The organism is Limnohabitans sp. Rim8 (assembly GCF_945901735.1).
Classification (GTDB): Bacteria; Pseudomonadota; Gammaproteobacteria; order Burkholderiales; family Burkholderiaceae_C; genus Limnohabitans_A.
In genome coordinates this window covers 54,255-74,561 of sequence record NZ_CAMDLM010000008.1, presented here as the reverse complement: position 1 = coordinate 74,561, position 20,307 = coordinate 54,255, and the positions used below count along the sequence as shown (strand labels likewise).

Below are 20,307 nucleotides of genomic sequence, written 5' to 3'. Positions count from 1 at the left end.
GGGGTCAGATCCCAATTAATAATTGGGGTCAGATCCCAATTAATAAGTCGCGCCTTTGGCGGGTGCGACCACGGGGGTGGCTGATTTGAAATGCGCCGCCAGCTCGGTGGTGTGTCGCATCAAGAGTTGGGTGTCCAGGCCCACGGCGACAAACACCGCGCCCAGCTTCAGGTAATGAGCGGCCAGTGTTCGGTCAGGAGAGAGGATGCCTGGGGCTTTGCCCGCTTTCAATATGCGGGCAATGCCGTCTTCGATGGCCGCTTGCACTTCGGGGTGTGCGGCGTTGCCCACATGGCCCATGCTGGCCGACAAATCGGCCGGGCCAATGAACACACCATCGACCCCGGGCGTGGCGGCAATCGCATCGAGGTTGTTCAGGGCTTCGCGTGATTCGACTTGCACCAACAGACAGACCTCTTCGTTGGCGCGTTGAAAGTAATCCTGTAAATGACCCCAACGCGAAGCGCGCGCCCCGGCCATGCCGCGTACGCCGCCTTGCCCATCGTCTTGTGGGTAGCGCATGGCTTGCACCAGTTGCGCGGCTTGCGTGGCGGTGTCGACCATGGGCACCAGGATGGTTTGCGCGCCCAAATCGAGGTATTGCTTGATCAGCGCCGTCTCGCCCATAGGCACGCGGCACACCGGGTGGCTGGTGGGGTAGGCGGCCACGGTCTGAAGTTGGGACTGAATGCTGTGCAAGTCGTTGGGCGCGTGCTCGCCGTCGATGACCAGCCAGTCAAACCCCGCCAAGGCGCAGATTTCGGCGGTGTAGGCGCTGGCCAGACCCATCCAGAGGCCGATTTGGGGCTGTTTGTTTAAAAGAGCTTGTTTGAATAAGTTCACAGGGGTGTTCATGGCTAAGTTCCTCTCGTTGATGGGGTCAAGGTTGGCAGGTTGAGGGTGTCGTGGCTTCGATGAGGGGGCTGATCGGGTCCGGTGGGCCTGTCCGGGCTCAGAGGCGCTTCGCTTTGCCACATCGCCCAGCCAGGCCCCCCGGACCCGACCAGCGCGGGCGTTCGAAACATTCTGGTGTTAAACGAATTTGAACTCCAGCTTGCCCAGCGGCCCATAGTCCACATCAAACACATCGCCCACTTTGGCCACCGCCGGTTTGGTGAACGAACCGGCCAGCACGATTTCGCCCGCTTGCAGGTGCTCGCCCCATGGCGCCAACTTGTTGGCCAACCAGGCGATGCCCACTGCGGGGTGCCCTTGCACGCCAGCGGCCAGACCGGTTTCTTCGACCACGCCGTTTTGGCGCAGCACCGCGCCGCACCAGGGCAAGTCGGTGGTCAGCGGATCGACCCGCTTGGCCCCGAGCACGATGCCCGCATTCGCCGCGTTGTCGCTGATGGTGTCGTAGACCTTGCGCATGACCTGGGTGTGGCGGTCGAACTGCTCGATGCGCGAGTCGATGATCTCGATGGCGGGCGTGACGTAATCGGTGGCCTCGAGCACTTGTTGCACGGTCACGTTGGGGCCGCGCAGCTCTTTTTTAAGGACGAAGGCCAGCTCGACCTCGACGCGTGGCGCGATGAAATCGGTGAAGGAAATGTCCAGCACCTGGCCGGGTGTGCAGTCGTAGCGCATGTCGTCCAGCAGGGTGCCGTAGTCGGGTTCATCGATCTGGCTGGACACTTGCATGGCGCGGCTGGTCAGGCCAATTTTGTGCCCGATCAGGGTGCGCCCTTCGGCGAACTTGAGCTGCATCCAGGCGCGGTTGATGCGGTAACCGTCTTCGATGGTCATGCCCGGGTAGCGCTTAGAAAAGTGCTCGATCTGCACCTGGGATTTTTCGGACTGGTTGAGCTCGTGCGCGAGCTGCTGGATCAATGCGTCGTCAAACATGGTGTGCCTCCGCAGGAGCGGTCTCTGACCGCGATGTGTTTGTTTGAAAGCTTGATCGCGGTCGGAGACCGCTCCTACACAAAGTGCGCATCTTCATGGTTGGGCTTTCTGAAACAGCGGGTGCAGATTGCTGAGCTTGGCGTCAAACACTTCGGGGCCGACATCGATTTGCAGCGTGATGCCGATGTGGCGCTGGGCCATGACGGGGGCAAAAAAGGCCTTGGCCACTTCGAGCAGGGTTTGCCCAGCGCGTTGCTGCGTGGCCTCGCTGCGGCCCCGGCCCATGCGCACGTTCAGGTACACAAAGGCGTAGTCACCTGAATCACCGGCTGCCTGCCCCGCTGCCCCGCCATCGGCCACCGCGTAATGCGGCGCGGGGTAGGCCAGCACACGCGTGCCGCCAGTCGGGAAAACCTGTTTGCCCTCTTCGTCTTTGACGGTGAGCATGGCGTTGGCCATCTGGCGGCACAAGGTGGTCATCTGGACTTCGGCGTCCAATTGCCCGGTGTAGAGGATGACGAGATGGGGCATGGCTAGGTCTTTGTAGGTCGAACCTTCAGGTCCGACATTCGTGGTTCGGCAAAGGACCATGTCGGGGCTAAAGCCGCCGACCTACGGGGAAAGTTCATAGCCTGGTGCTCACAGCCGTGTAACCCGCCGCGCTGCTGGCTTGCGCGGGTGGAATGTGCGCGCCCTTTTGCGGCGTCACCTCAAAAATCGCGTTGAGCTGGCCCGTGCCACTGGCACCGAAATACGGGGTCACCATGTCCACCGCACCGTCGTAATCGGTCCAACCCAGTGCCCCCATCAGCATGGCCGTGTCGTGCATGAAGCCTTCGCCGTGGCCCTTGCTGGCGTATTCGGGCAGCATCTCGCAAAAGTCCTTCCACTCGCGTTGATCCCACATGCGCAGCACCTGTTCGTCGAGTTTTTCGAGGAAGGGGCTCCAGATTTTGTGGGCGAACTCCGGGGCCAAACCGTTTTGCGCAAAGCGGTGTGAGAGCGAGCCACTGGCCAGAAAAGCCACCTTGCCGTCGTGATGCTTTTCCACCGCCTCGCGCAGGGCCCAGCCCAGGCGGGCACTGTCGTTCAGGTAGTGCGAGGTGCACAGGGCCGAGACCGAAATCACTTTGAAGTGCTGGTCTTCGTTCATGTAACGCAGCGGCACCAGGGTGCCGTATTCGGGCTGCAAGGTGGTGGCGTCGTGGGCCAGGGTTTCCACGCCGTACTCGTTGGCCACTTGGGCCAGCAAGTGCCCCAGCGCCGGGTTGCCAGGTGACTCAAAGGCCATGTTGCTGATGAAGTGCGGCAGTTCGTTGCTGGTGTACACACCTTTGAAGTGCGGGCCGCAATTGATGTGGTAACCGGCATTGACCAGCCAGTGCGTGTCGAACACCACCAGCGTGTCCACGCCCATGGCGCGGCAGCGGCGGCTGATTTCCTTGTGGCCGTCGATGGCGCTTTGGCGTGTACCAAAGCGGGGGCCTGGGATCTCACTCAGGTACATGCTGGGCACGTGGGTGATTTTGGCGGCGAGTGCAAGTTGGCCCATGGGGTGTCCTGTGGTGACGTTTAGGGGCAGATCAGATCAATGTCTGGAAAGTAGCTGCGGTAGCGGCCTGCATCGCGGGTGAGCAATTGAAAGCCCTCGGCTTGGGCGTGAGCCCCGATGAAGAAAGCGGGTAACACGCCGGTTTTTGTGCCGCCTTGTCGGCGGTACTGACGAAAAGCTTGTCCGGCCAGCCTGGCTGCAGGTCTCGTCAGCTCTGCCAAGCGGATATTCAGTGTGTCCAGAAAAGTATCCAGATGGGCAGGTTCTCCCGGGTGCCCAGCCAGTTCGGCATAGACCACCATGTTGGTGCCCAGTTCTCCGGCTTTGGCGCTGCGCAGTTGTTGCAAAGACCAAGGCATCCAGATCGGGTCGGCTTTGTAGATGTCGAGCAAGACGTTGGTGTCGACCAGGATCATGTTTTGTTCCAGTCCTCGCCGCGGGTGATGGCCATCCATTCGTCTGTGCTGGGGCCATCCTTGACGATGCCAATGAATTGACGGATCGGGTCCTCCGGCGCCAGAAACGACAGATCGGGCTCAGGTGCCGCGTTGTGGCCGGAGGCCGTTTTGGCTGCCACCAAATACTCGGCCAGGGCTTCTTGCACGACGTGCGATTTGCTCAGTTTGCGCACAGCGCAATACTGGGTCAATTCGCGTTCAACGGTTTCGGGCAGGCGGACAGACAGCATGGCTCACTCCTTGTCATACACATTCGAGATGAATGTATGACGTCAAGTATGACAGATGACGTAGGTTTGTCATACGCCCCAATGCGGAATGTGATGACCACCCAGCGACACCGCGATGTTCTTGGGCTCACAGAACACTTCGTAGCTCCAGGTTCCGCCTTCGCGGCCGGTGCCGCTGGCCTTGGTGCCGCCAAAGGGCTGGCGCAGGTCGCGCACGTTTTGGCTGTTCACAAAGCACATGCCTGCCTCCACCGCTGCCGCCACGCGATGGGCCTTGCCGAGGTTTTCGGTCCAGACGTAGCTGCTCAAACCGTAGTCGATGTCGTTGGCTTTTGCTATTGCGTCCTGCTCGTCTTTGAAGGGGATCAGGCAGGCCACCGGGCCGAAGATTTCTTCTTGGGCAATGCGCATGCGGTTGTCCACATCGGCAAACACGGTGGGCCAGACGAAGTTGCCGTGCTGAACATGCGCGGGCAAATCGGCCGCGTAGCCGGGCTGGCCCAAGCCACCGCACAGCAGGGTGGCGCCTTCCTTGGGGCCGAGTTCGATGTAGCTGCGCACTTTGGCCAGATGCGCTTTGGAGATCATCGGGCCGACGATGGTTTTCTCGTCGAGCGGGTCGCCCACCGTGATGCGCTTGGCGCGCTCGGCAAACTTGGTGGCAAAGTCGGCATAGATGCTTTGCTGCACCAGGATGCGGCTGCCTGCGGTGCAGCGTTCGCCGTTGTTGCTGAAGATCATGAAGAGGGCAGCATCCAGAGCGCGGTCCAGGTCGGCATCTTCAAAGATCACGAAGGGGCTCTTGCCGCCCAGCTCCATGCTGAACTTCTTTAAACCTGCGCTTTGCACGATGCGGTTGCCGGTGACAGTGGAGCCGGTGAAGCTGATGGCGCGCACATCGCGGTGCGAGACCAGCGGCTCGCCCGCCTCTTTGCCGTAGCCGTGCACCAGGTTGAGCACGCCTGCGGGCACACCCGCCTCCAGCGCCAACTCGCCCAGACGGGCTGCGCTCAGGGGCGAGAGTTCGCTCATTTTGAGCACGGCGGTGTTGCCAAAAGCCAGGCAGGGTGCGACCTTCCAGGTGGCGGTCATGAAAGGCACGTTCCACGGGCTGATCAGCGCGCACACGCCCACAGGGTGAAACAGCGTGTAGTTCAGGTGTGTAGGCGTGGGGTAAGTGTGGCCGTCCACGCGGGTGCACATCTCGGCAAAGTAGTGGAAGTTGTCGGCTGCGCGCGGCACCAATTGCTTGCCGGTCTGGCTGATGGTCTGACCGCAATCCCGTGTTTCGGTTTCCGAAATCTCGGGCACATGCTTGGTGATCAGGTCGCCCAGCTTGCGCATGATCTTGGCGCGCTCAGTCGCTGGCGTATTGGCCCATTTCGGGAAAGCAGCTTTGGCGGCGGCGACAGCGGCGTTGACTTCCGCCTCGCCGCCCGAGGCCACTTCGGCCAGCACTTCTTGGGTGGCAGGGTTAACGGTCTCAAAGTAGTCGCGGCCTGCGACTTGGATACCATTGATGAGGTGGTCGATTTTCATGTTCATGCTTTCACGAGGGTATTGGTCAATGCCCCGATGCTTTCGATTTCGGTGACCACCACATCCCCGGGGTTCACGTTCACGATGCCGTCGGGCGTGCCCGTCAGGATCAGGTCGCCGGGGTTGAGGGTCATGAAGCTGCTGAAGTATTCGATGAGCGTGGGCACATCGAACACCATGTCGGCGGTGTTGCCGCTTTGCGTGACTTGGCCATTGACAGTGGTTTGCAAGGCCAGCGCCATGGGATCAGGCACATCCGCCGCATCCACCAACCAGGGCCCAACCGGCGTGCAGGTGTCGCGGTTTTTCACGCGCAGGTTGGGGCGATACCAGTTTTCCAGGTAGTCGCGGATCGCGTAGTCGTTGGCCACGGTGTAACCGCCCACGTAGTCGATAGCGTCGGCCTTCTTCACGCGGCGTGCGGTGCGGCCAATGACCACGGCCAGCTCGCATTCGTAATGCATGTACTTCACATCAGCGGGGCGCTTCGTGAGGGCTTTGTGGCCGATCAGCGAGGCCTCACCCTTCATGAAAGCCAGCGGCTCTTCGGGGGCTTTGAAGGCGAGTTCCTTGGCGTGGTCGGCGTAGTTCAGGCCCAGCGCGATCACGCTGCGCGGCTGCGGCACGGGGGCCAGGGGCGGCAGCCAGACCACGTCGTCAAAGCCCACGCGGTGGCCCTTGTGCGGGCCTTGGGTGATCAGCAATTGGCCGTCGGATTCGATGGCGTGCTGGATGGCCCCAGACCAAGCAATGCGTGCGTGTTTCATGCGGCCTCTCCCTGCACGGTTTGAACCCAAGGCGCAAAGCCGGTAGCGGTCAGGCACACGGTGTCGCCGGCACGGGCGCGAGGTCTTTGGCCGTTGGCCAGCACATCGGTGCCCAGCATCAGCACATCGCCCGCTTGCAAGGTCATGAACTCGGCCACATCGGTCAGCAAACGCGCCACAGGCCGCACCAGTTCGGACAGTTGCACGGTCTGAACGCGCTGGCCATTGAGCTGCACCGTGATGCTCAGCCCGGAAGGGTTCAGGGTTGCCCAAGGCACCGGAGGGGAGCCGCAGCCCAAATAACCATCGCGGCAACGGAACTTGACGGGCGGTCGGTAATAGCTGTCGTGAGGCACGGACCAGTCGTTGAGCAGGACCACGCTGACCGGTGTGCCTTGGGCACCCATCACCAGACCGAGCGTGGCGCCGATGTCCACCTCTTGCACCCCGTCTTGCAACACCAATGTTCCGCTTGGGTTGAAGGTGTTGGCCGATTTGACATAGAGCACGGGTGCCTTGGGTGGGCCTTTGTGCGGTTCTTGTGCCATGCGCGGGGCCCACAGGTCCCATTCGCGCTGAAAATTGAGCAGGCAGCCGTACACGGTGCCAGCAGGTTGCCAATGCTTCATGGTGCAGCTTTCTTTTTGCGGGGTGACTCTGGTGGCTTGGCAGGTCCATCGCCCTCCAGGGCGATCACTTGGTCGAGCAAGGCATACAAATTTTGCAAGGCGGTTTTGCCCAGTTGTTCTTCCATCCAAGCGTAGTGAACTTCGATGCCGTGCGACAAGGCCTGCACTTTGGCCAATCCGACCTCCGTTGCACGAACCACCGTCCTTCGGGCGTCCTGCGGGCAGCGTTGGCGTTCGATCAGACCGTCACGCTCCATCCGGGTGAGCACACCCGTCAGACTGGGTCCGAGCAAAAACGCCTCTTTGGCCACTCGGCCGGTTTCCACCCCGCTGTCGTGGGCGTGTTCACCCAGTACCCGCAACACCCGCCATTGCTGGTCGGACAAGCCCTGCGCTCGCAGGCTGGGCCGGGTGTGGCCCATGACCGACTCGCGTGCCTGCAAAAGCAGGCGCGGCAGGTTGCGGTGGAGGAATGGGGTGGTTGACATGTTATTTAACATGTTAATTGATCAGCCAGATTTTGATCTGGGTGTTTTCCCTTTTTTTTGCAAAGGGGTGAACAAGTACCCTCATGTTAATGGGAACTAAAAAAAATTAAACGACATTGAATACGCTATTTCTAATGTAAAAATAGGGCGCAGCACAGGCCCAGTGCGTCGATCACACCGCAGGCCGTCATGCGGCGAGCTTGGTGTGCGAATGGCTTTCATGTCCCCGCACCGCGCTGAAAAACCGCAACAAACTCAAACGTACGCCGATCAGGCATTAAAGTGGACCCCATGTCACATGCCTTCACACAATGGGGTCTGAACGCGCCCATTTTTCAAGCCCCCATGGCGGGCGCGCAAAACCACCGTTTGGCCTTGGCCGTGTGCCAAGCCGGTGGGCTGGGTGCACTGCCTGCGGCCATGCTCAGCCCGGACGCCCTGCAGGCCGAACTTCAAGCCCTGACGGTGGCCACCCGTGCGCCCTACAACGTCAACTTTTTTTGCCACTCGCCGCCCGCGCCCTCGCTGGAAGCCCAAGCCCGTTGGCAGCAGACCCTTGCCCCCTATTACCGCGAATTCGGACTGGACCCGTCCGATATGCCCGGCGGCCCAGGACGAGTGCCTTTTGGGCATGACAGCGCCGATGTGCTGGAAGCCTTTCGCCCCGCCGTGGTCAGTTTTCACTTCGGTTTGCCTGCGCCCGACTTGCTGGCCCGCGTCAAAAGCTGGGGATCGCTGGTGCTGTCATCGGCCACCACGGTGGCCGAAGCGCAGTGGCTGCAGGCCCATGGCGCAGACGCCATCATTGCCCAAGGGCTTGAAGCCGGGGGCCACCGGGGCATGTTTCTGACCGAAGACCTGAGCACGCAAATCGGCACCTTCGCCCTGTTGCCGCAAATCGTGCGGGCCGTGCAGTTGCCGGTCATCGCCGCTGGCGGCATCGCCACTGTGCAGGGGGTGGCCGCGGCCAAGGCGCTGGGGGCATCGGCCGTGCAAATGGGCACCGCTTATTTGTGCAGCCACGAAGCCACCACCAGTGCGCTGCACCGCGCGGCCTTGCAATCGCCCGCTGCTCAGCACACGGCTTTGACCAATGTGTTCAGCGGACGCCCAGCGCGCGGCATCGTCAACCGGCTGATGCGCGAGTTGGGGTCTCTGTGCGCACAGGCCCCGGCGTTTCCAATGGCCACAGCCGGCATCGCACCCTTGCGCTCAGCCGCTGAGGCGCAGGGCAGCAGCGACTTCACGCCGCTGTGGTCTGGCCAAAACGCCAGCGTTTGCCGCACCGCTGCTGCGGCCGACATCACCCGAGATTTTCTGCGCGCTTGGCACGCAGCCTGAGCCCCAGCCTCAGGCACACTTGCGTCCCATGGCCAAAGACAAATCGATATTCACCTGCACCGAATGCGGCGGCACCAGCGCCCGCTGGATGGGCAAATGCCCGAGCTGCAACGCCTGGAACACCTTGATCGAGGGCTCGTCTGAACCTGCTGTGGGCAAAAACCGCTTTGGCTCGGTACACGCCTCGCTGGCCCCCACGTCTGAAGTGCTGCCATTGGCCCAGATTCAAGCGGCCGATTTTGAACGCCACCCCACCGGCATCGACGAGCTTGACCGGGTGTTGGGCGGCGGCATGGTCGAAGGCGGCGTGGTGCTGATCGGCGGCGACCCCGGCATCGGCAAGTCCACCTTGCTCTTGCAGGCGGTGGATGCGCTGCAGCGCAGCGGCATGAACACCCTGTATGTGACGGGCGAAGAAAGTGGCGCGCAAGTGGCCATGCGCTCGCGCCGCTTGGGTCTGCCCGACTCGCAAGTGCCGGTGCTGCCCGAAATCCAGCTCGAGAAGATCCTGCACACGTTGCAATCGCGCCAACCGGGCATCGCCATCATCGACTCGATCCAGACGGTGTATTCGGACCAGCTGACCAGCGCTCCGGGATCGGTGGCGCAGGTGCGCGAATGTGCCGCGCACCTGACGCGCACCGCCAAATCCACCGGCACCACCATCGTGCTGGTGGGCCACGTCACCAAAGAAGGTGCGCTGGCTGGCCCCCGTGTGCTCGAGCACATGGTGGACACGGTGCTGTACTTTGAGGGCGACACGCATTCGAACTTCCGCCTTATCCGCGCCATCAAAAACCGCTTTGGTGCAGTCAACGAGATCGGCGTCTTCGCCATGACCGAAAAAGGACTGAAGGGCGTGAGCAACCCCAGCGCCATTTTTTTGAGCCAGCACGCCGAGCCCGTTCCCGGCAGCTGCGTGATGGTGACGCTGGAGGGCACGCGCCCGCTGCTGGTGGAAATCCAGGCACTGGTGGACAGCGGTGGCCCTTCGCCACGGCGCCTGTCTGTGGGTCTGGACCGCGACCGCCTGGCCATGCTGCTGGCGGTGCTGCACCGGCATGCGGGCGTGGCCTGTATGGACCAGGATGTGTTTGTCAACGCGGTGGGCGGCGTGCGCATCAGCGAGCCCGCGGCCGACTTGGCGGTCATGTTGGCCATCACCAGCAGCCTGCGTGGCAAAGCCTTGCCCAAAGGCTTCATTGCCTTTGGCGAGGTCGGCTTGGCCGGTGAAGTGCGCCCAGCACCGCGCGGACAGGACCGCTTGAAGGAGGCGGCCAAACTCGGCTTCAAGGTGGCGGTGGTGCCCAAGGCCAACGCCCCCAAGAAAAACGACAAGGCCTTTGAAGGCCTGACCATCTACCCGGTGGAGCGCATCGAAGAGGCCATGCAGGTGGTGCGCGGGCTGGACTGAGGGCGCGCCCCTGAGGTCTTTGCCAAGACCCTCAGAAACGTTCCAACTCCGGGTGCTTGATGGCGCCTGCACGCACCAGCATGCGGCCGTACTCGGCGCAGCGGTTGAGCGTCGGGATGACCTTGCCGGGGTTTAAAAGGCCTTGCGGGTCAAAGGCGCGTTTGACGGCGAACATCTGTTCGTTTTCTTCGGCGGAAAACTGCACACACATGCTGTTCACTTTCTCAATGCCGACGCCGTGCTCGCCTGTCACGGTGCCGCCCATGGCCACGCTGGTCTCTAAAATTTCAGCGCCAAACAGCTCACAGCGGCGCAACTGGTCGGCATCGTTCGCATCGAACAAAATCAGCGGGTGCAGGTTGCCGTCGCCCGCATGGAACACGTTCAGGCAGCGCAGCGCGTACTTTTCTTCCATCTGTTGGATGGCTTGCAGGATGTCGGCCAAGCGCTTGCGCGGGATGGTTGAGTCCATGCACATGTAGTCGGGGCTGATGCGGCCCGATGCGGGGAAGGCGTTCTTGCGACCGCTCCAGAACTTGAGACGCTGGGCCTCGTCGCGGCTGACCGAAATGGCTGTAGCCCCGCAGTGGCGCAGCACTTCGCTCATGCGGCCGATTTCCTCTTCGACTTCTTCGGGCGTGCCGTCGCTCTCGCACAGCAAAATGGCCGCCGCGCTCAGGTCGTAGCCTGCATGCACAAAGTCTTCGACTGCGATCGTCATGGGCCCGTCCATCATCTCCAGCCCGGCCGGGATGATGCCTGCGGCAATGACAGCGGCCACCGCGTCACCGGCTTTGCGCACGTCGTCAAAGCTGGCCATGATGCAGCGCGCCAGCTGCGGCTTGGGCACCAGTTTGACGGTGACTTCGGTGGTCACGGCCAGCATGCCTTCGCTGCCCACCAGCACGGCCAACAGGTCGTAGCCGGAGGTGTCGAGCGCGTCGCTGCCAAATTCGATCGGGTCGCCTTCGACGGTGAAACCGCGCACTTTGAGCACGTTGTGCACCGTGAGGCCGTATTTGAGGCAGTGCACCCCGCCCGAGTTTTCGGCCACGTTGCCGCCGATCGTGCAGGCGATCTGGCTGGACGGGTCGGGTGCGTAATACAGGCCGTAGGGCGCGGCCGCCTCGCTGATGGCCAGGTTGCGCACACCGCACTGCACCAAGGCCGTGCGGCTCACGGGGTCGACGGTGTTGATCTGGTTGAAGCGCGCCATCGACAGCGTCACACCCATGCGGTGCGGCATGGCCCCGCCCGACAAACCCGTGCCTGCGCCGCGTGCCACCACGGGCACCGCCAAGGCGTGGCAGGCTTTGAGCACGGCCTGCACCTGCGCCTCGGTTTCCGGCAGGGCCACCACCAGAGGACGCTCTCGGTAAGCAGTCAGGCCGTCGCACTCGTAGGGCGTGGTGTCTTCGGGGGTGTAGAGAATGGCATCGGTGGGCAGCACCCGACCTAAGGCCTGCACCACAGCGCGTTGGCGCTGGGCACGTTCGGTGGCGGTCAATTGCTGTGTTTCGACAGGGGTGTGGGCGCTCATGGCATGCAAAACCTTGAAATGAGGGCTTGACTGTACGCGCAAGCCCGCTGCGTGGGGCTGAAGAATCTTTGAAGAACTTGTGAATTTAGCCGTCACAACAGCCTGTTGGACAAGGGGAGGGCTTTGTGCAGGTCGGCAGCTTCAGCCCCGACATGTCAGGCCAGCGCTTTTTGTAGCCAGTCGGCAAAAGTAGCACATTCCCAACGCTCCATGGTTCCGGTGCGCCAGCACAGGTAATGGGCGTGGGGGCTGGGCACGCTGCGCTCGAACAAGCGTACCAGCTGGCCGCTCTCGAGCCAAGGCGCGCCCAGCTTGGTGCGGATCAGACCGATGCCCAGGCCTTGGGCGGCGGCGTCGCACATCAGGCCGATGTCGTTGAACGACGAGCCGTCGATCGGCTCGGGCCAGTCGAGGTCATGTGCAGCGAACCAGGTGCGCCAAGGCTCCAGGGGGCTGCGCAGCAGGGGTTGTCCCTGCAGGTCTTCGGCGCTGGCAAAAGGACCGTTTTCGCGCAGCCAGGCGGGTGAGGCCAGGGGTGTCACGTCGTCCTTGGCCAGACACACGTGCTCCACGTCCGAATAACGGCCGGTGCCAAAACGCACCGTCAGGTCGGCGTCTTCGGCCACCACGTCGAGCAGGGGAATGCTGACCTGCAAGGTGATGTCGATTTCGGGGTAAGCGTCCAGAAAGTGTTTCAGGCGCGGCATGAGCACCGAGCGCGCAAAGGTGGGCGTGACCGCCAGCCGCAGCTTGCGGCGTCCGGGCGTGTTGCTGGCGCTGGGAAAGCGCTGCAGCGCCACCAGGCCCTCGCGCACATGGGCCAGGTATTCGTTGCCTTCGGTGGTGAGTGAAAAATCGGCCCGGCCAAAAAGTTTGGTGCCAATGATTTGTTCCAACTGCTTGACACGGTGGCTCACTGCGCTGGGCGTCACGCACAACTCTTCAGCGGCCTGGGTCACGCTGCGCAATCGGGCCAGTGCCTCAAACGTGAGCAGGCACTGAATGGGCGGAATGCGTGAGGCGGCGGACATGGTCAATCAGTTGGGGGCGGCGTTGAAAATCATTTTCACCAAGCTTAATCGGTTGGGGACAGAGCTGAAGATCTGTCCCGCAAAGATACTTATTTGAAAATCACGGTCTTGTGGCCGTTGATCAGCACGCGGTGCTCGCTGTGCCACTTCACGGCGCGGGCCAGCACCTGGCTTTCGGTGTCGCGGCCCTGGGCGGTCAGGTCTTCCACGGTTTTGCTGTGGTCCACCCGAGCCACGTCTTGCTCAATGATCGGGCCTTCGTCCAAGTCGGCCGTCACGTAATGGGCGGTGGCACCGATCAGTTTCACACCCCGGTCGTGCGCTTGGTAGTAGGGTTTGGCCCCTTTGAAACTGGGCAAAAAGCTGTGGTGGATGTTGATGGCCCGACCGGCCAGTTTGCGGCAAAGGTCGTCTGACAAGATTTGCATGTAGCGCGCCAATACCACCAATTCGGCCCCCTCGGCCTGGATGATTTCGTATTGCTTGGCTTCGGCCTGCGCCTTGTTGTCCTTGGTCACCGGGATGTGGTGAAACGGCACGTTGTAACTGGCGGCCAGTTGGTAGAACTCGCGGTGGTTGCTCACGATGGCGCGGATATCGAGCGGCAGCAGGCCACTCTTCCAGCGAAACAGCAAGTCGTTCAGGCAGTGGCCTTCCTTGCTGACCATGATCACGGTGCGCATGGGCTGGGCGGTGGCGTGCAGGTCCCATTTCATTTGAAAGGTCTGGGCAAATGCAGCCCACTGGGCGTTCAGGGCGTCGCCATCCCTCTGATCGCAGGCGAATTGCACCCGCATGAAAAACAGACCCGTGTCGTGGTCGTTGTACTGCGCCGCCTCTTCGATGTTGCCCCCCCGCTCCAGCAAAAAGCCCGACACGGCATGCACGATGCCGGTGCGGTCGGGGCAAGAGAGGGTGAGGGTGTAGGTGGTGGTCATGGGTGGAATGCTTGTGAAAATCGCTTGTTTTAGACAGGCGGCTTGTGAGGGCGCTATTGTAGAGAACCCCTTTGAAGAGGCCTGGTGGGATGTCGTTGTCCGGTGTTGGACAGTCGACCGTGTCCTGTCTCTATGGCCGGTGCTGTGGCAGGCGTAAACTGTCACGCTTGTTTGTTGCAATCAATCAGGAGCTTTTGCCATGGCCCACACCGACCTGAACATGGACAACCAATGGTTGCCCTTCACGCCCAACCGCACTTTCAAACAAGACCCACGCGTGTTTGTGGGGGCCGAAGGCATACATTTCACCACGCACGACGGCAAAAAAATCATCGACGGCATCTCCAGCCTGTGGTGCGTGGGCGCGGGGCACAACCGCCGCCCGATCAACGAGGCCATCAAAAAGCAGCTCGATACCCTGGACTACGCCACGGCGTTTCAGGCCAGCAACGACAAGGCTTTCAAGGCGGCACAGATGATTGCCGACATGGCCCCCGGCGACCTGAACAAGGTGCTGTTTTGCAACTCGGGCTCTGAGGCCGCAGACACGGCCCTGAAAGTGGCACTGGCCTACCATCGCGCCCGGGGTGAAGGCCACCGCAATGTCTTCATTGGCCGCGAAAAGGGTTACCACGGCGTCAACTTCGGCGGCATGAGTGTGGGGGGCTTGCCCGCCAACCGGAAGGTGTATGGCGCGCAGTTGCTGCCGCGTGTGGACCACATGCGCTTCATCCACGACCCGGTGAACCATGCCTATATCCACCACGAAGAGCCCGTGTGGGCCGAAGACCCGCTGCTCGAACTGGAAAACCGCATCCTGGTGCTGCACGACCCGAGCAACGTGGCGGCGGTGATCGTGGAGCCGATTGCGGGCAGCGCGGGTTGGTACCTGCCGCCCAAAGGCTATGTCAAACGCTTGCGTGAGATTTGCGACAAGCATGGCATCTTGCTGATCTTTGACGAGGTGATCACCGGCTTTGGCCGCTTGGGCGTGAACTTCGGCGCTGACTTTTACGGCGTGGTGCCCGACATGCTGAACTTTGCCAAAGCGGTGACCAATGGCGTGATCCCGCTGGGTGGCGTGATTTGCCGCGACTTCATCTACGACGCGATGATCAACGCCAACGCGCCAGACCACGCCATCGAGTTTTTCCATGGCTACACCTATTCGGGCCACCCTGTGGCCTGTGCAGCGGCCATTGCCACCCTGGACCTGATGAAGGAAGAAAACCTGTTTGCCCGCGCGGGCCAGCAAGGCAAGAAACTGGGCGACGCGATGCACAGCGCCATGAAGGGCTTGCCCAATGTGATCGGCATCCGCACTTTGGGCTTGGCCGGGGCGGTGGAGCTGGCCAGCATCGCTGGCTCACCGGGCAAGCGGGCTTACAACATCTTCATGGACTGCTTCCACCACGGTGTGTGGGTGCGTCCGGCCGGCGAAAACATCGTGATTTGCCCGCCGTACATCGTGGAAGACGCGCACATCGACCAAATCGTGCAGACGGTCGCTGACAGCATCCGCCATCACGCCTGATGCATTGGGCAGTCGGTGCCGGGGTGAACGCTTGAAGTTCTGGCAGCGCACCTTGGGCACTTTGGCCGCCGCTTGGCTTGCGGCCGAGGGGTGCGTCTGGTTGGGCACGCCCATTCCCTGGATGCTGGGGCCCTTGCTGGTCACCGCCCTGGCTTCTATGGCGGGTGCCCCCACACACAGTTCCAACCTTTTGCGCAACAGCGGTCAATGGGTCATCGGGGCCGCGCTGGGCCTGTATTTCACGCCCCAGGTCAGCGCCTTGGTGCTGGCCCAGTGGTGGGCCATTGCGCTGGCCGTGGTGTGGGCGCTGGCGCTGGGGGCCTTGTTTGGTCTGTGGTTGCAGCGCCAGCATGGTGCTGAGTTGGCGCATTTATCGCCCCGCGCCCTGTTTGCCACCACGTATTTTTCCGGCTCGATTGGCGGTGCGTCCGAGATGACGCTGCTGGCCGAACGCTATGGGGCACGCACCGATCTGGTGGCGGCAGCGCACAGCATGCGCCTGGTGATGGTCGTCATTGCCGTGCCTTTTGGCATGCAGTGGGCACAACACCAGTGGGGTTTGACGGTGGACGCTTCCTTGTTGCCCGGCCCTCGCCTGGCGCAATGGCCGGGTTTGCTATGGTTGGGCCTGGTGACGGCGGCTGGCGGCTGGGTGTTGCTGAAGCTGGGTCGGACCAACCCGTGGTTCATGGGTTCGCTGCTGGCGTCGATGGCGGTGACCCTGGCGGGCTGGGAATGGTCGGCTGTACCCAACGCACTGTCCAACGCTGCACAGTTGGTCATCGGCGTGAGCTTGGGCATCCGGTTTCGGCGCGAATTTGTCAAAACGGCACCCCGCTGGCTGGCCTCGGTGGCCTGGGGCTCGGTGTGGATGATGGGCGCGTCCGTGCTGTTTGGCTTGACCCTGGCATGGGGTACGGGCTTGCACCCGGCCATGTTGGTCTTGGGTACAGCACCCGGGGGCATCACCGAGATGGCCATCACGGCCAAGGTGCTGCAGCTGGGGGTGCCGGTGGTCACGGCTTTTCAGGTGTGCCGTTTGGTGGCCGTGCTGCTGATTGTGGGGCCGCTGTTTGCCTGGCTGGCGCGCCGGCTGGCCAAGGCCTGAGGGTTGCTCAGTGCACCAGCACGGGCTGCTGGGCCAAGCCTGTGTAGCCCTCGAGCGTGTTTTCGACTTCTTCTTGGGTGGGGGTGTGCTGTTGCCAGGCCTGAATTTGCTGCTGGAACATCTCGGCCCAAGAGCCGTCCAGGTAAACCTCTTTGCCCGAGCGTTTGTCCACGATTTCAAAACCATGGCGCTCCAGCTGGGGTTGGCGGCTGGGGGCGGATGTTTCGACCGGCGCGTTGGCCAGCATGTGCATCACGGCGAAGGTTTCCGATTCGTACAACAGGTTCATGCGTTCATTCTCCCTCAACTTGTGGTTTGCAAGTGGGTGCACATGTAACAACTTCAAGTGGGTGGGGTTTTTGGTGCGCGCTGGGCCATAAGGGTGGGGTTATGGCGTGAGGGGCAAAGCGCCCAAGACTTGGCGTCCTGTCAGTTGCAGGTCGATGAAATTGCCGCTGACTTGCGTGATGCGGATGCGAGCGGGCAGCCAGTCGTGTGCGGCCGAGACCCAGAACTCGACTTGCGCATCAAAGCGGTTGCGTGGCTGACACACCCATTTGACCGCCTGCAGGCTTTGGCCGTCCACCTGCAGTGTCTCCAGTTTTTCCAGCGTCAAGAGCCAGGGCAAGGCGTCGCGCACGGTGGCGGTCTGGATCTGCAAGCGGGTGCCGGGTGTCATCCGCTGACCTGAATGGGCCATGGCGGCGGCCAACTGCACATACAGGCTGACCTGGTCTTGTGCGCCGGGCTGCAGGGCCACAGTGGGGGCGTTGCTGCTGAACACGATGCGCTGGTTCGGGCGATCAAAGTGGGCCGCCCGTTCGCTGCGCCAGCTGTCAGAAAAGCGCGTCGGGGCCAAGCCGGAGGCGTTGATCTGGCCCACGCTGCGCCAGTGCCTTGACCCCAGCAAAAAGGCTTTGACCGTCAAGCTCATGGCGTAGGCACTGTCGTTGTGCTGCCAACGCAGCTCGCCTGAGGCTTGGTAATGGATGCCTTTTTCCTGGCCACTGAGGCGGTAGCTTAGCAAGGCCGGGGCGGGCAGCGAGCCCAAGGCCAGCTCGGGCAAGGCCATGGTGGCGTTGGCGATGCGCTCGGGCTGAGGTGCGCCGGGCTTGGCGTCGGATTCGCTTGGGCTGGCGCTCAGGTTGGGGCTTGGACTGGGCTCAGGCGCCTCAGGCTTGGCGGTGTTCGGGGTCTGCGTGCCAGGGATCACAGCAAGGGCCGCCTTGTCCGCGTTGGGGTTTGTATCGGCCTCGGTGAAAGGCTGCTGAGCTGGCAGGGGGTCTGGGGTGGCCAGGGTGGCGACTTTGTCCAGGTCTTTATTCAGCGCTTTATCCACCGCCTGTTCTGGCACGGGTGGGTCAGCGGGTGGAGAGTTCTTGTCTGCTGGCGTCGTGTTTGGGGCCGCTGCAGTTTTCTGTGCGTCTGGCTTGGGTGTGGGCGCAGGTTTGGGCGCAGGTTTGGGTTTTTCAACCAAGGCCACGCGCGTGCGGGCTGCAGGGGTTTGGCTGGGGTCTGTGGCCACCGTGGCACCCGCTGGGGCGGGGATGGTTCGGGTCTGCATGGGGCCCGTGCGCAGCGTCTGCGGGCTGCTCAGTGGCCAGTCCAGTGTGCCCGCCAGGCTCAGCAGCACAACCAGGTGCAGCGCCAACACCAGCGCTCCCCAGCGCAGCAAGCTGCGTGTGCTCGGCCGATCGGGCTGCTGGGCTTCGGGCAGCGGCTGGGGGTGAGTGAGCAGCACCGGCTTCATGGGTTCACTCGGCTTGGGTCAAAGGTGTGGGCATGAGGGAGGCCGTGAATGCCCATCCGAATGGGTGCCGCACTCAGGCGGCGCGCCAGCCCAGGTCGGTCGACAACTGCTGTGCAAATGCGCGCAGCGCCAGGGCCACAGGGCCTTGCCAGTTGGCGTCGAAGGTGGCCGACGACCCCAGCGACACCACGCCCAAGGCCAGGTGCCCGCCCGCATCGAACACGGGCGCACACAGGCCTGAAATGCCCGGCAGCAGGACATTGACCACCCGGCCCAGACTTTGAGCCCGGGTCTCGCTCAGCATGGCTTTCACCTGTGCAGGGGTGGACGGCAAATCGCTGCGGCCCAGCTTGCGGGCCAGGGCCAGCTCGGTTTCGATCATGGGTCGGGCCTTGTCGGCTGCACCGCCGTGGCCAATGAAGGCTGCAAAACACCGGCCAGTGGCCGACGACAAGAGGGGCATCACATCGCCCAAACGCAGGCTCAGAGGCATGGCCAGTGGCGTTTCTTGCCAGTGCACCAAGGTCGGGCCCCGGTTGCCCCAGACGGCCAAGGCCAGGGTGTGGCCGGTTTGGTCCATCAACGTAGGCAAGCGCTCGCGCGCCAGCTTGACGGCGTCCAGCCGGGACAAGGTGGCCAGGCCCAGTCGCAAAGTGGCGGGACCGAGTTCGTAACGGGTGTTGGCATCCTGCACCACCAAGTTCAGGCGCTGAAAGCTCACCAAGTAGCGGTGGGCCTTGGCGGCACTCATGCCCGCCGCACTGGCCAGGTCGCGCAGCATCAGCGGGCCAGGGGCTTGGGCCAGCACATCCAGCAGGGCAAAACCCACCTCCACCGACTGAATGCCCGCGCGTTCTTTGTCCCCGTCCGGGGCCGTGTCCAAGGTGCTTTCACTGGCCATATGCTCTAGAATCAGGTTTCGTTTAGTTAAACGAGTTTAACAATGCGTAATTTAATGCGTGATTCAGCCCTGGTGAACATGGCTTTGAATGACGGAACAAACAGGTAAAAATCATGAAATTGGCGACCTACAAAGACGGCTCACGCGATGGACAACTGGTGGTGGTCTCGCGCGACCTGAGCACCGCTCATTATGCGACCGGCATCGCCAGCAAGTTGCAGCAGGTGCTGGACGACTGGAACTTTTTGGCCCCCCAGCTCGAAGACCTGTACACCACCCTCAACCAGGGCAAAGCCCGCCACGCTTTTCCGTTTGACCCGGCGCAATGCATGGCCCCGCTGCCCCGCGCCTACCAGTGGGCCGATGGCTCCGCCTACATCAACCATGTGGAGCTGGTACGTGCGGCGCGCAACTCCGAAGTGCCCGCCAGCTTTTACACCGACCCCTTGATGTACCAAGGCGGCAGCGATGATCTTCTGGGCCCTTGCGACCCGGTGGTCTGCGCCAGCGAAGCATTTGGCATCGACTTTGAAGCCGAAATTGCCGTCATCACCGGCGATGTGCCCATGCAAACCAGCGCCGACGATGCGATCGAGAGTGTGCGCCTGCTCATGCTGGCCAACGACGTGAGCCTGCGCAACCTGATCCCGAACGAACTGGGCAAAGGTTTTGGCTTCTTGCAAAGCAAACCTGCCACCGCCTTCAGCCCCGTGGCCGTGACGCCCGACGAGCTGGGCGACGCCTGGCAAGGCGGCCGCGTGCACCTGACGCTGCAGTCCACCTGGAACGGTCGCAAAGTCGGCATGTGCGAAGCCGGCCCCGAGATGACCTTCCACTTTGGACAGCTGATTGCCCACATCTGCAAAACCCGCAACGTGCGCGCAGGCTCCATCGTGGGCAGCGGCACTGTGAGCAACAAGAGCGTGGAAGTGAACGGCAAACCCGAGTGGCCCAAAGGCTACAGCTGCATCGCCGAAAAACGCGCCATCGAAACCATTCTGGACGGCCAGCCCAGCACCGAATTCATGAAGTTCGGCGACACCATCCGCATCGAGATGAAGGGCCCAAACGGCGAGAGCTTGTTTGGCGCGATTGAGCAGGACATCGTGCCGCTGAAACAGGCCTAATTCTTGGTGATTTGTTGGCTTGGCCGATGACCCCAGATGACGGCTTGTCACCCCGGACTTGATCCGGGGTCCATGGTCACTGATCGATGAGCGCAGGACAACGCCTTGAAAA

Annotated in this window: 21 protein-coding genes; 5 read left to right on the top strand and 16 right to left on the bottom strand. The window is 62.2% G+C overall.

All coding sequences use genetic code 11. The features are described 5' to 3' along the window. Positions 1-39: 39 nt before the first annotated feature. The 10 genes from Q0O99_RS05855 to hpaR form a co-directional block, all read right to left on the bottom strand. Positions 40-855 (bottom strand): aldolase/citrate lyase family protein, encoded by an 816-nt coding sequence (locus Q0O99_RS05855; RefSeq protein ID WP_293749503.1) that lies wholly within the window; start codon positions 853-855, stop codon positions 40-42. Positions 856-1,032: 177 nt separating this feature from the next. Then, positions 1,033-1,848 carry a 2-oxo-hept-4-ene-1,7-dioate hydratase gene (hpaH, locus tag Q0O99_RS05850; RefSeq protein ID WP_293749502.1) on the bottom strand — a complete coding sequence of 272 codons (816 nt, stop codon included), beginning with the start codon at positions 1,846-1,848 and terminating at the stop codon, positions 1,033-1,035. A 93-nt stretch (positions 1,849-1,941) separates the two neighbouring features. Next, positions 1,942-2,379, bottom strand: a complete 438-nt coding sequence (locus Q0O99_RS05845; protein ID WP_293749500.1) for a 5-carboxymethyl-2-hydroxymuconate isomerase — start codon at positions 2,377-2,379, stop codon at positions 1,942-1,944. Positions 2,380-2,473: 94 nt separating this feature from the next. After that, positions 2,474-3,400, bottom strand: a complete 927-nt coding sequence (hpaD, locus tag Q0O99_RS05840; protein ID WP_293749498.1) for a 3,4-dihydroxyphenylacetate 2,3-dioxygenase — start codon at positions 3,398-3,400, stop codon at positions 2,474-2,476. 20 nt (positions 3,401-3,420) lie between these two features. Then, positions 3,421-3,816: a type II toxin-antitoxin system VapC family toxin gene (locus Q0O99_RS05835; protein WP_293749497.1), complete on the bottom strand. Its 396-nt coding sequence runs from the start codon at positions 3,814-3,816 to the stop codon at positions 3,421-3,423. Next, complete coding sequence (locus Q0O99_RS05830; protein WP_293749496.1) at positions 3,813-4,088, bottom strand: hypothetical protein; 276 nt, start codon at positions 4,086-4,088, stop codon at positions 3,813-3,815. The genes Q0O99_RS05835 and Q0O99_RS05830 overlap by 4 nt, the downstream gene beginning before the upstream one ends. A 69-nt stretch (positions 4,089-4,157) precedes the next feature. Further along, positions 4,158-5,627: a 5-carboxymethyl-2-hydroxymuconate semialdehyde dehydrogenase gene (gene hpaE / locus Q0O99_RS05825; RefSeq protein WP_293749494.1), complete on the bottom strand. Its 1,470-nt coding sequence runs from the start codon at positions 5,625-5,627 to the stop codon at positions 4,158-4,160. A gap of 2 nt (positions 5,628-5,629) precedes the next feature. Beyond that, on the bottom strand, positions 5,630-6,394 hold the full coding sequence (locus Q0O99_RS05820; RefSeq protein ID WP_293749493.1) for a fumarylacetoacetate hydrolase family protein: 765 nt from the start codon (positions 6,392-6,394) through the stop codon (positions 5,630-5,632). Further along, positions 6,391-7,023 (bottom strand): fumarylacetoacetate hydrolase family protein, encoded by a 633-nt coding sequence (locus Q0O99_RS05815; protein WP_293749491.1) that lies wholly within the window; start codon positions 7,021-7,023, stop codon positions 6,391-6,393. The genes Q0O99_RS05820 and Q0O99_RS05815 overlap by 4 nt, the downstream gene beginning before the upstream one ends. Then, complete coding sequence (gene hpaR, locus Q0O99_RS05810) at positions 7,020-7,511, bottom strand: homoprotocatechuate degradation operon regulator HpaR (protein ID WP_293749489.1); 492 nt, start codon at positions 7,509-7,511, stop codon at positions 7,020-7,022. Before hpaR ends, Q0O99_RS05815 begins: the two co-directional genes overlap by 4 nt. Before the next feature lie 291 nt (positions 7,512-7,802). Between hpaR and Q0O99_RS05805 the strand changes: the two genes are divergently transcribed. Continuing rightward, positions 7,803-8,852, top strand: a complete 1,050-nt coding sequence (locus Q0O99_RS05805) for a nitronate monooxygenase (protein WP_293749487.1) — start codon at positions 7,803-7,805, stop codon at positions 8,850-8,852. A gap of 28 nt (positions 8,853-8,880) precedes the next feature. Further along, positions 8,881-10,266 carry a DNA repair protein RadA gene (radA, locus tag Q0O99_RS05800; protein ID WP_293749486.1) on the top strand — a complete coding sequence of 462 codons (1,386 nt, stop codon included), beginning with the start codon at positions 8,881-8,883 and terminating at the stop codon, positions 10,264-10,266. A gap of 31 nt (positions 10,267-10,297) precedes the next feature. Here the strand turns inward: radA and Q0O99_RS05795 are convergent, their stop codons facing one another. From Q0O99_RS05795 to purU, 3 genes are all read right to left on the bottom strand, one after another. Continuing rightward, on the bottom strand, positions 10,298-11,806 hold the full coding sequence (locus tag Q0O99_RS05795; RefSeq protein ID WP_293749484.1) for an FAD-linked oxidase C-terminal domain-containing protein: 1,509 nt from the start codon (positions 11,804-11,806) through the stop codon (positions 10,298-10,300). A gap of 155 nt (positions 11,807-11,961) precedes the next feature. Continuing rightward, positions 11,962-12,837 (bottom strand): LysR substrate-binding domain-containing protein, encoded by an 876-nt coding sequence (locus tag Q0O99_RS05790; RefSeq protein WP_293749483.1) that lies wholly within the window; start codon positions 12,835-12,837, stop codon positions 11,962-11,964. Between the two features lie 89 nt (positions 12,838-12,926). Further along, positions 12,927-13,775 carry a formyltetrahydrofolate deformylase gene (gene purU / locus Q0O99_RS05785; protein WP_293749481.1) on the bottom strand — a complete coding sequence of 283 codons (849 nt, stop codon included), beginning with the start codon at positions 13,773-13,775 and terminating at the stop codon, positions 12,927-12,929. Between the two features lie 199 nt (positions 13,776-13,974). Here purU and Q0O99_RS05780 point away from each other — a divergent pair, with 199 nt between their 5' ends. Beyond that, a complete protein-coding gene (locus Q0O99_RS05780; protein ID WP_293749480.1) occupies positions 13,975-15,309 on the top strand; it encodes an aminotransferase class III-fold pyridoxal phosphate-dependent enzyme in 1,335 nt (444 codons plus the stop codon). 31 nt (positions 15,310-15,340) lie between these two features. Beyond that, the gene (locus Q0O99_RS05775) at positions 15,341-16,417 is read left to right on the top strand and encodes an AbrB family transcriptional regulator (protein WP_293749478.1); all 1,077 of its coding nucleotides are present in this window, start codon (positions 15,341-15,343) and stop codon (positions 16,415-16,417) included. A 7-nt stretch (positions 16,418-16,424) separates the two neighbouring features. Here the strand turns inward: Q0O99_RS05775 and Q0O99_RS05770 are convergent, their stop codons facing one another. The 3 genes from Q0O99_RS05770 to Q0O99_RS05760 form a co-directional block, all read right to left on the bottom strand. Then, entirely contained in the window at positions 16,425-16,706 is a 282-nt protein-coding gene (locus Q0O99_RS05770) for a DUF3567 domain-containing protein (RefSeq protein WP_293749476.1), read from the bottom strand. 99 nt (positions 16,707-16,805) lie between these two features. Then, positions 16,806-18,167 carry a DUF3108 domain-containing protein gene (locus Q0O99_RS05765; protein ID WP_293749474.1) on the bottom strand — a complete coding sequence of 454 codons (1,362 nt, stop codon included), beginning with the start codon at positions 18,165-18,167 and terminating at the stop codon, positions 16,806-16,808. A gap of 73 nt (positions 18,168-18,240) precedes the next feature. Further along, positions 18,241-19,068, bottom strand: coding sequence for an IclR family transcriptional regulator (locus tag Q0O99_RS05760; RefSeq protein ID WP_293749472.1), 828 nt, complete (start codon positions 19,066-19,068; stop codon positions 18,241-18,243). 113 nt (positions 19,069-19,181) lie between these two features. Between Q0O99_RS05760 and Q0O99_RS05755 the strand changes: the two genes are divergently transcribed. Beyond that, positions 19,182-20,195: a fumarylacetoacetate hydrolase family protein gene (locus Q0O99_RS05755; protein WP_293749470.1), complete on the top strand. Its 1,014-nt coding sequence runs from the start codon at positions 19,182-19,184 to the stop codon at positions 20,193-20,195. Positions 20,196-20,307: the final 112 nt, after the last annotated feature.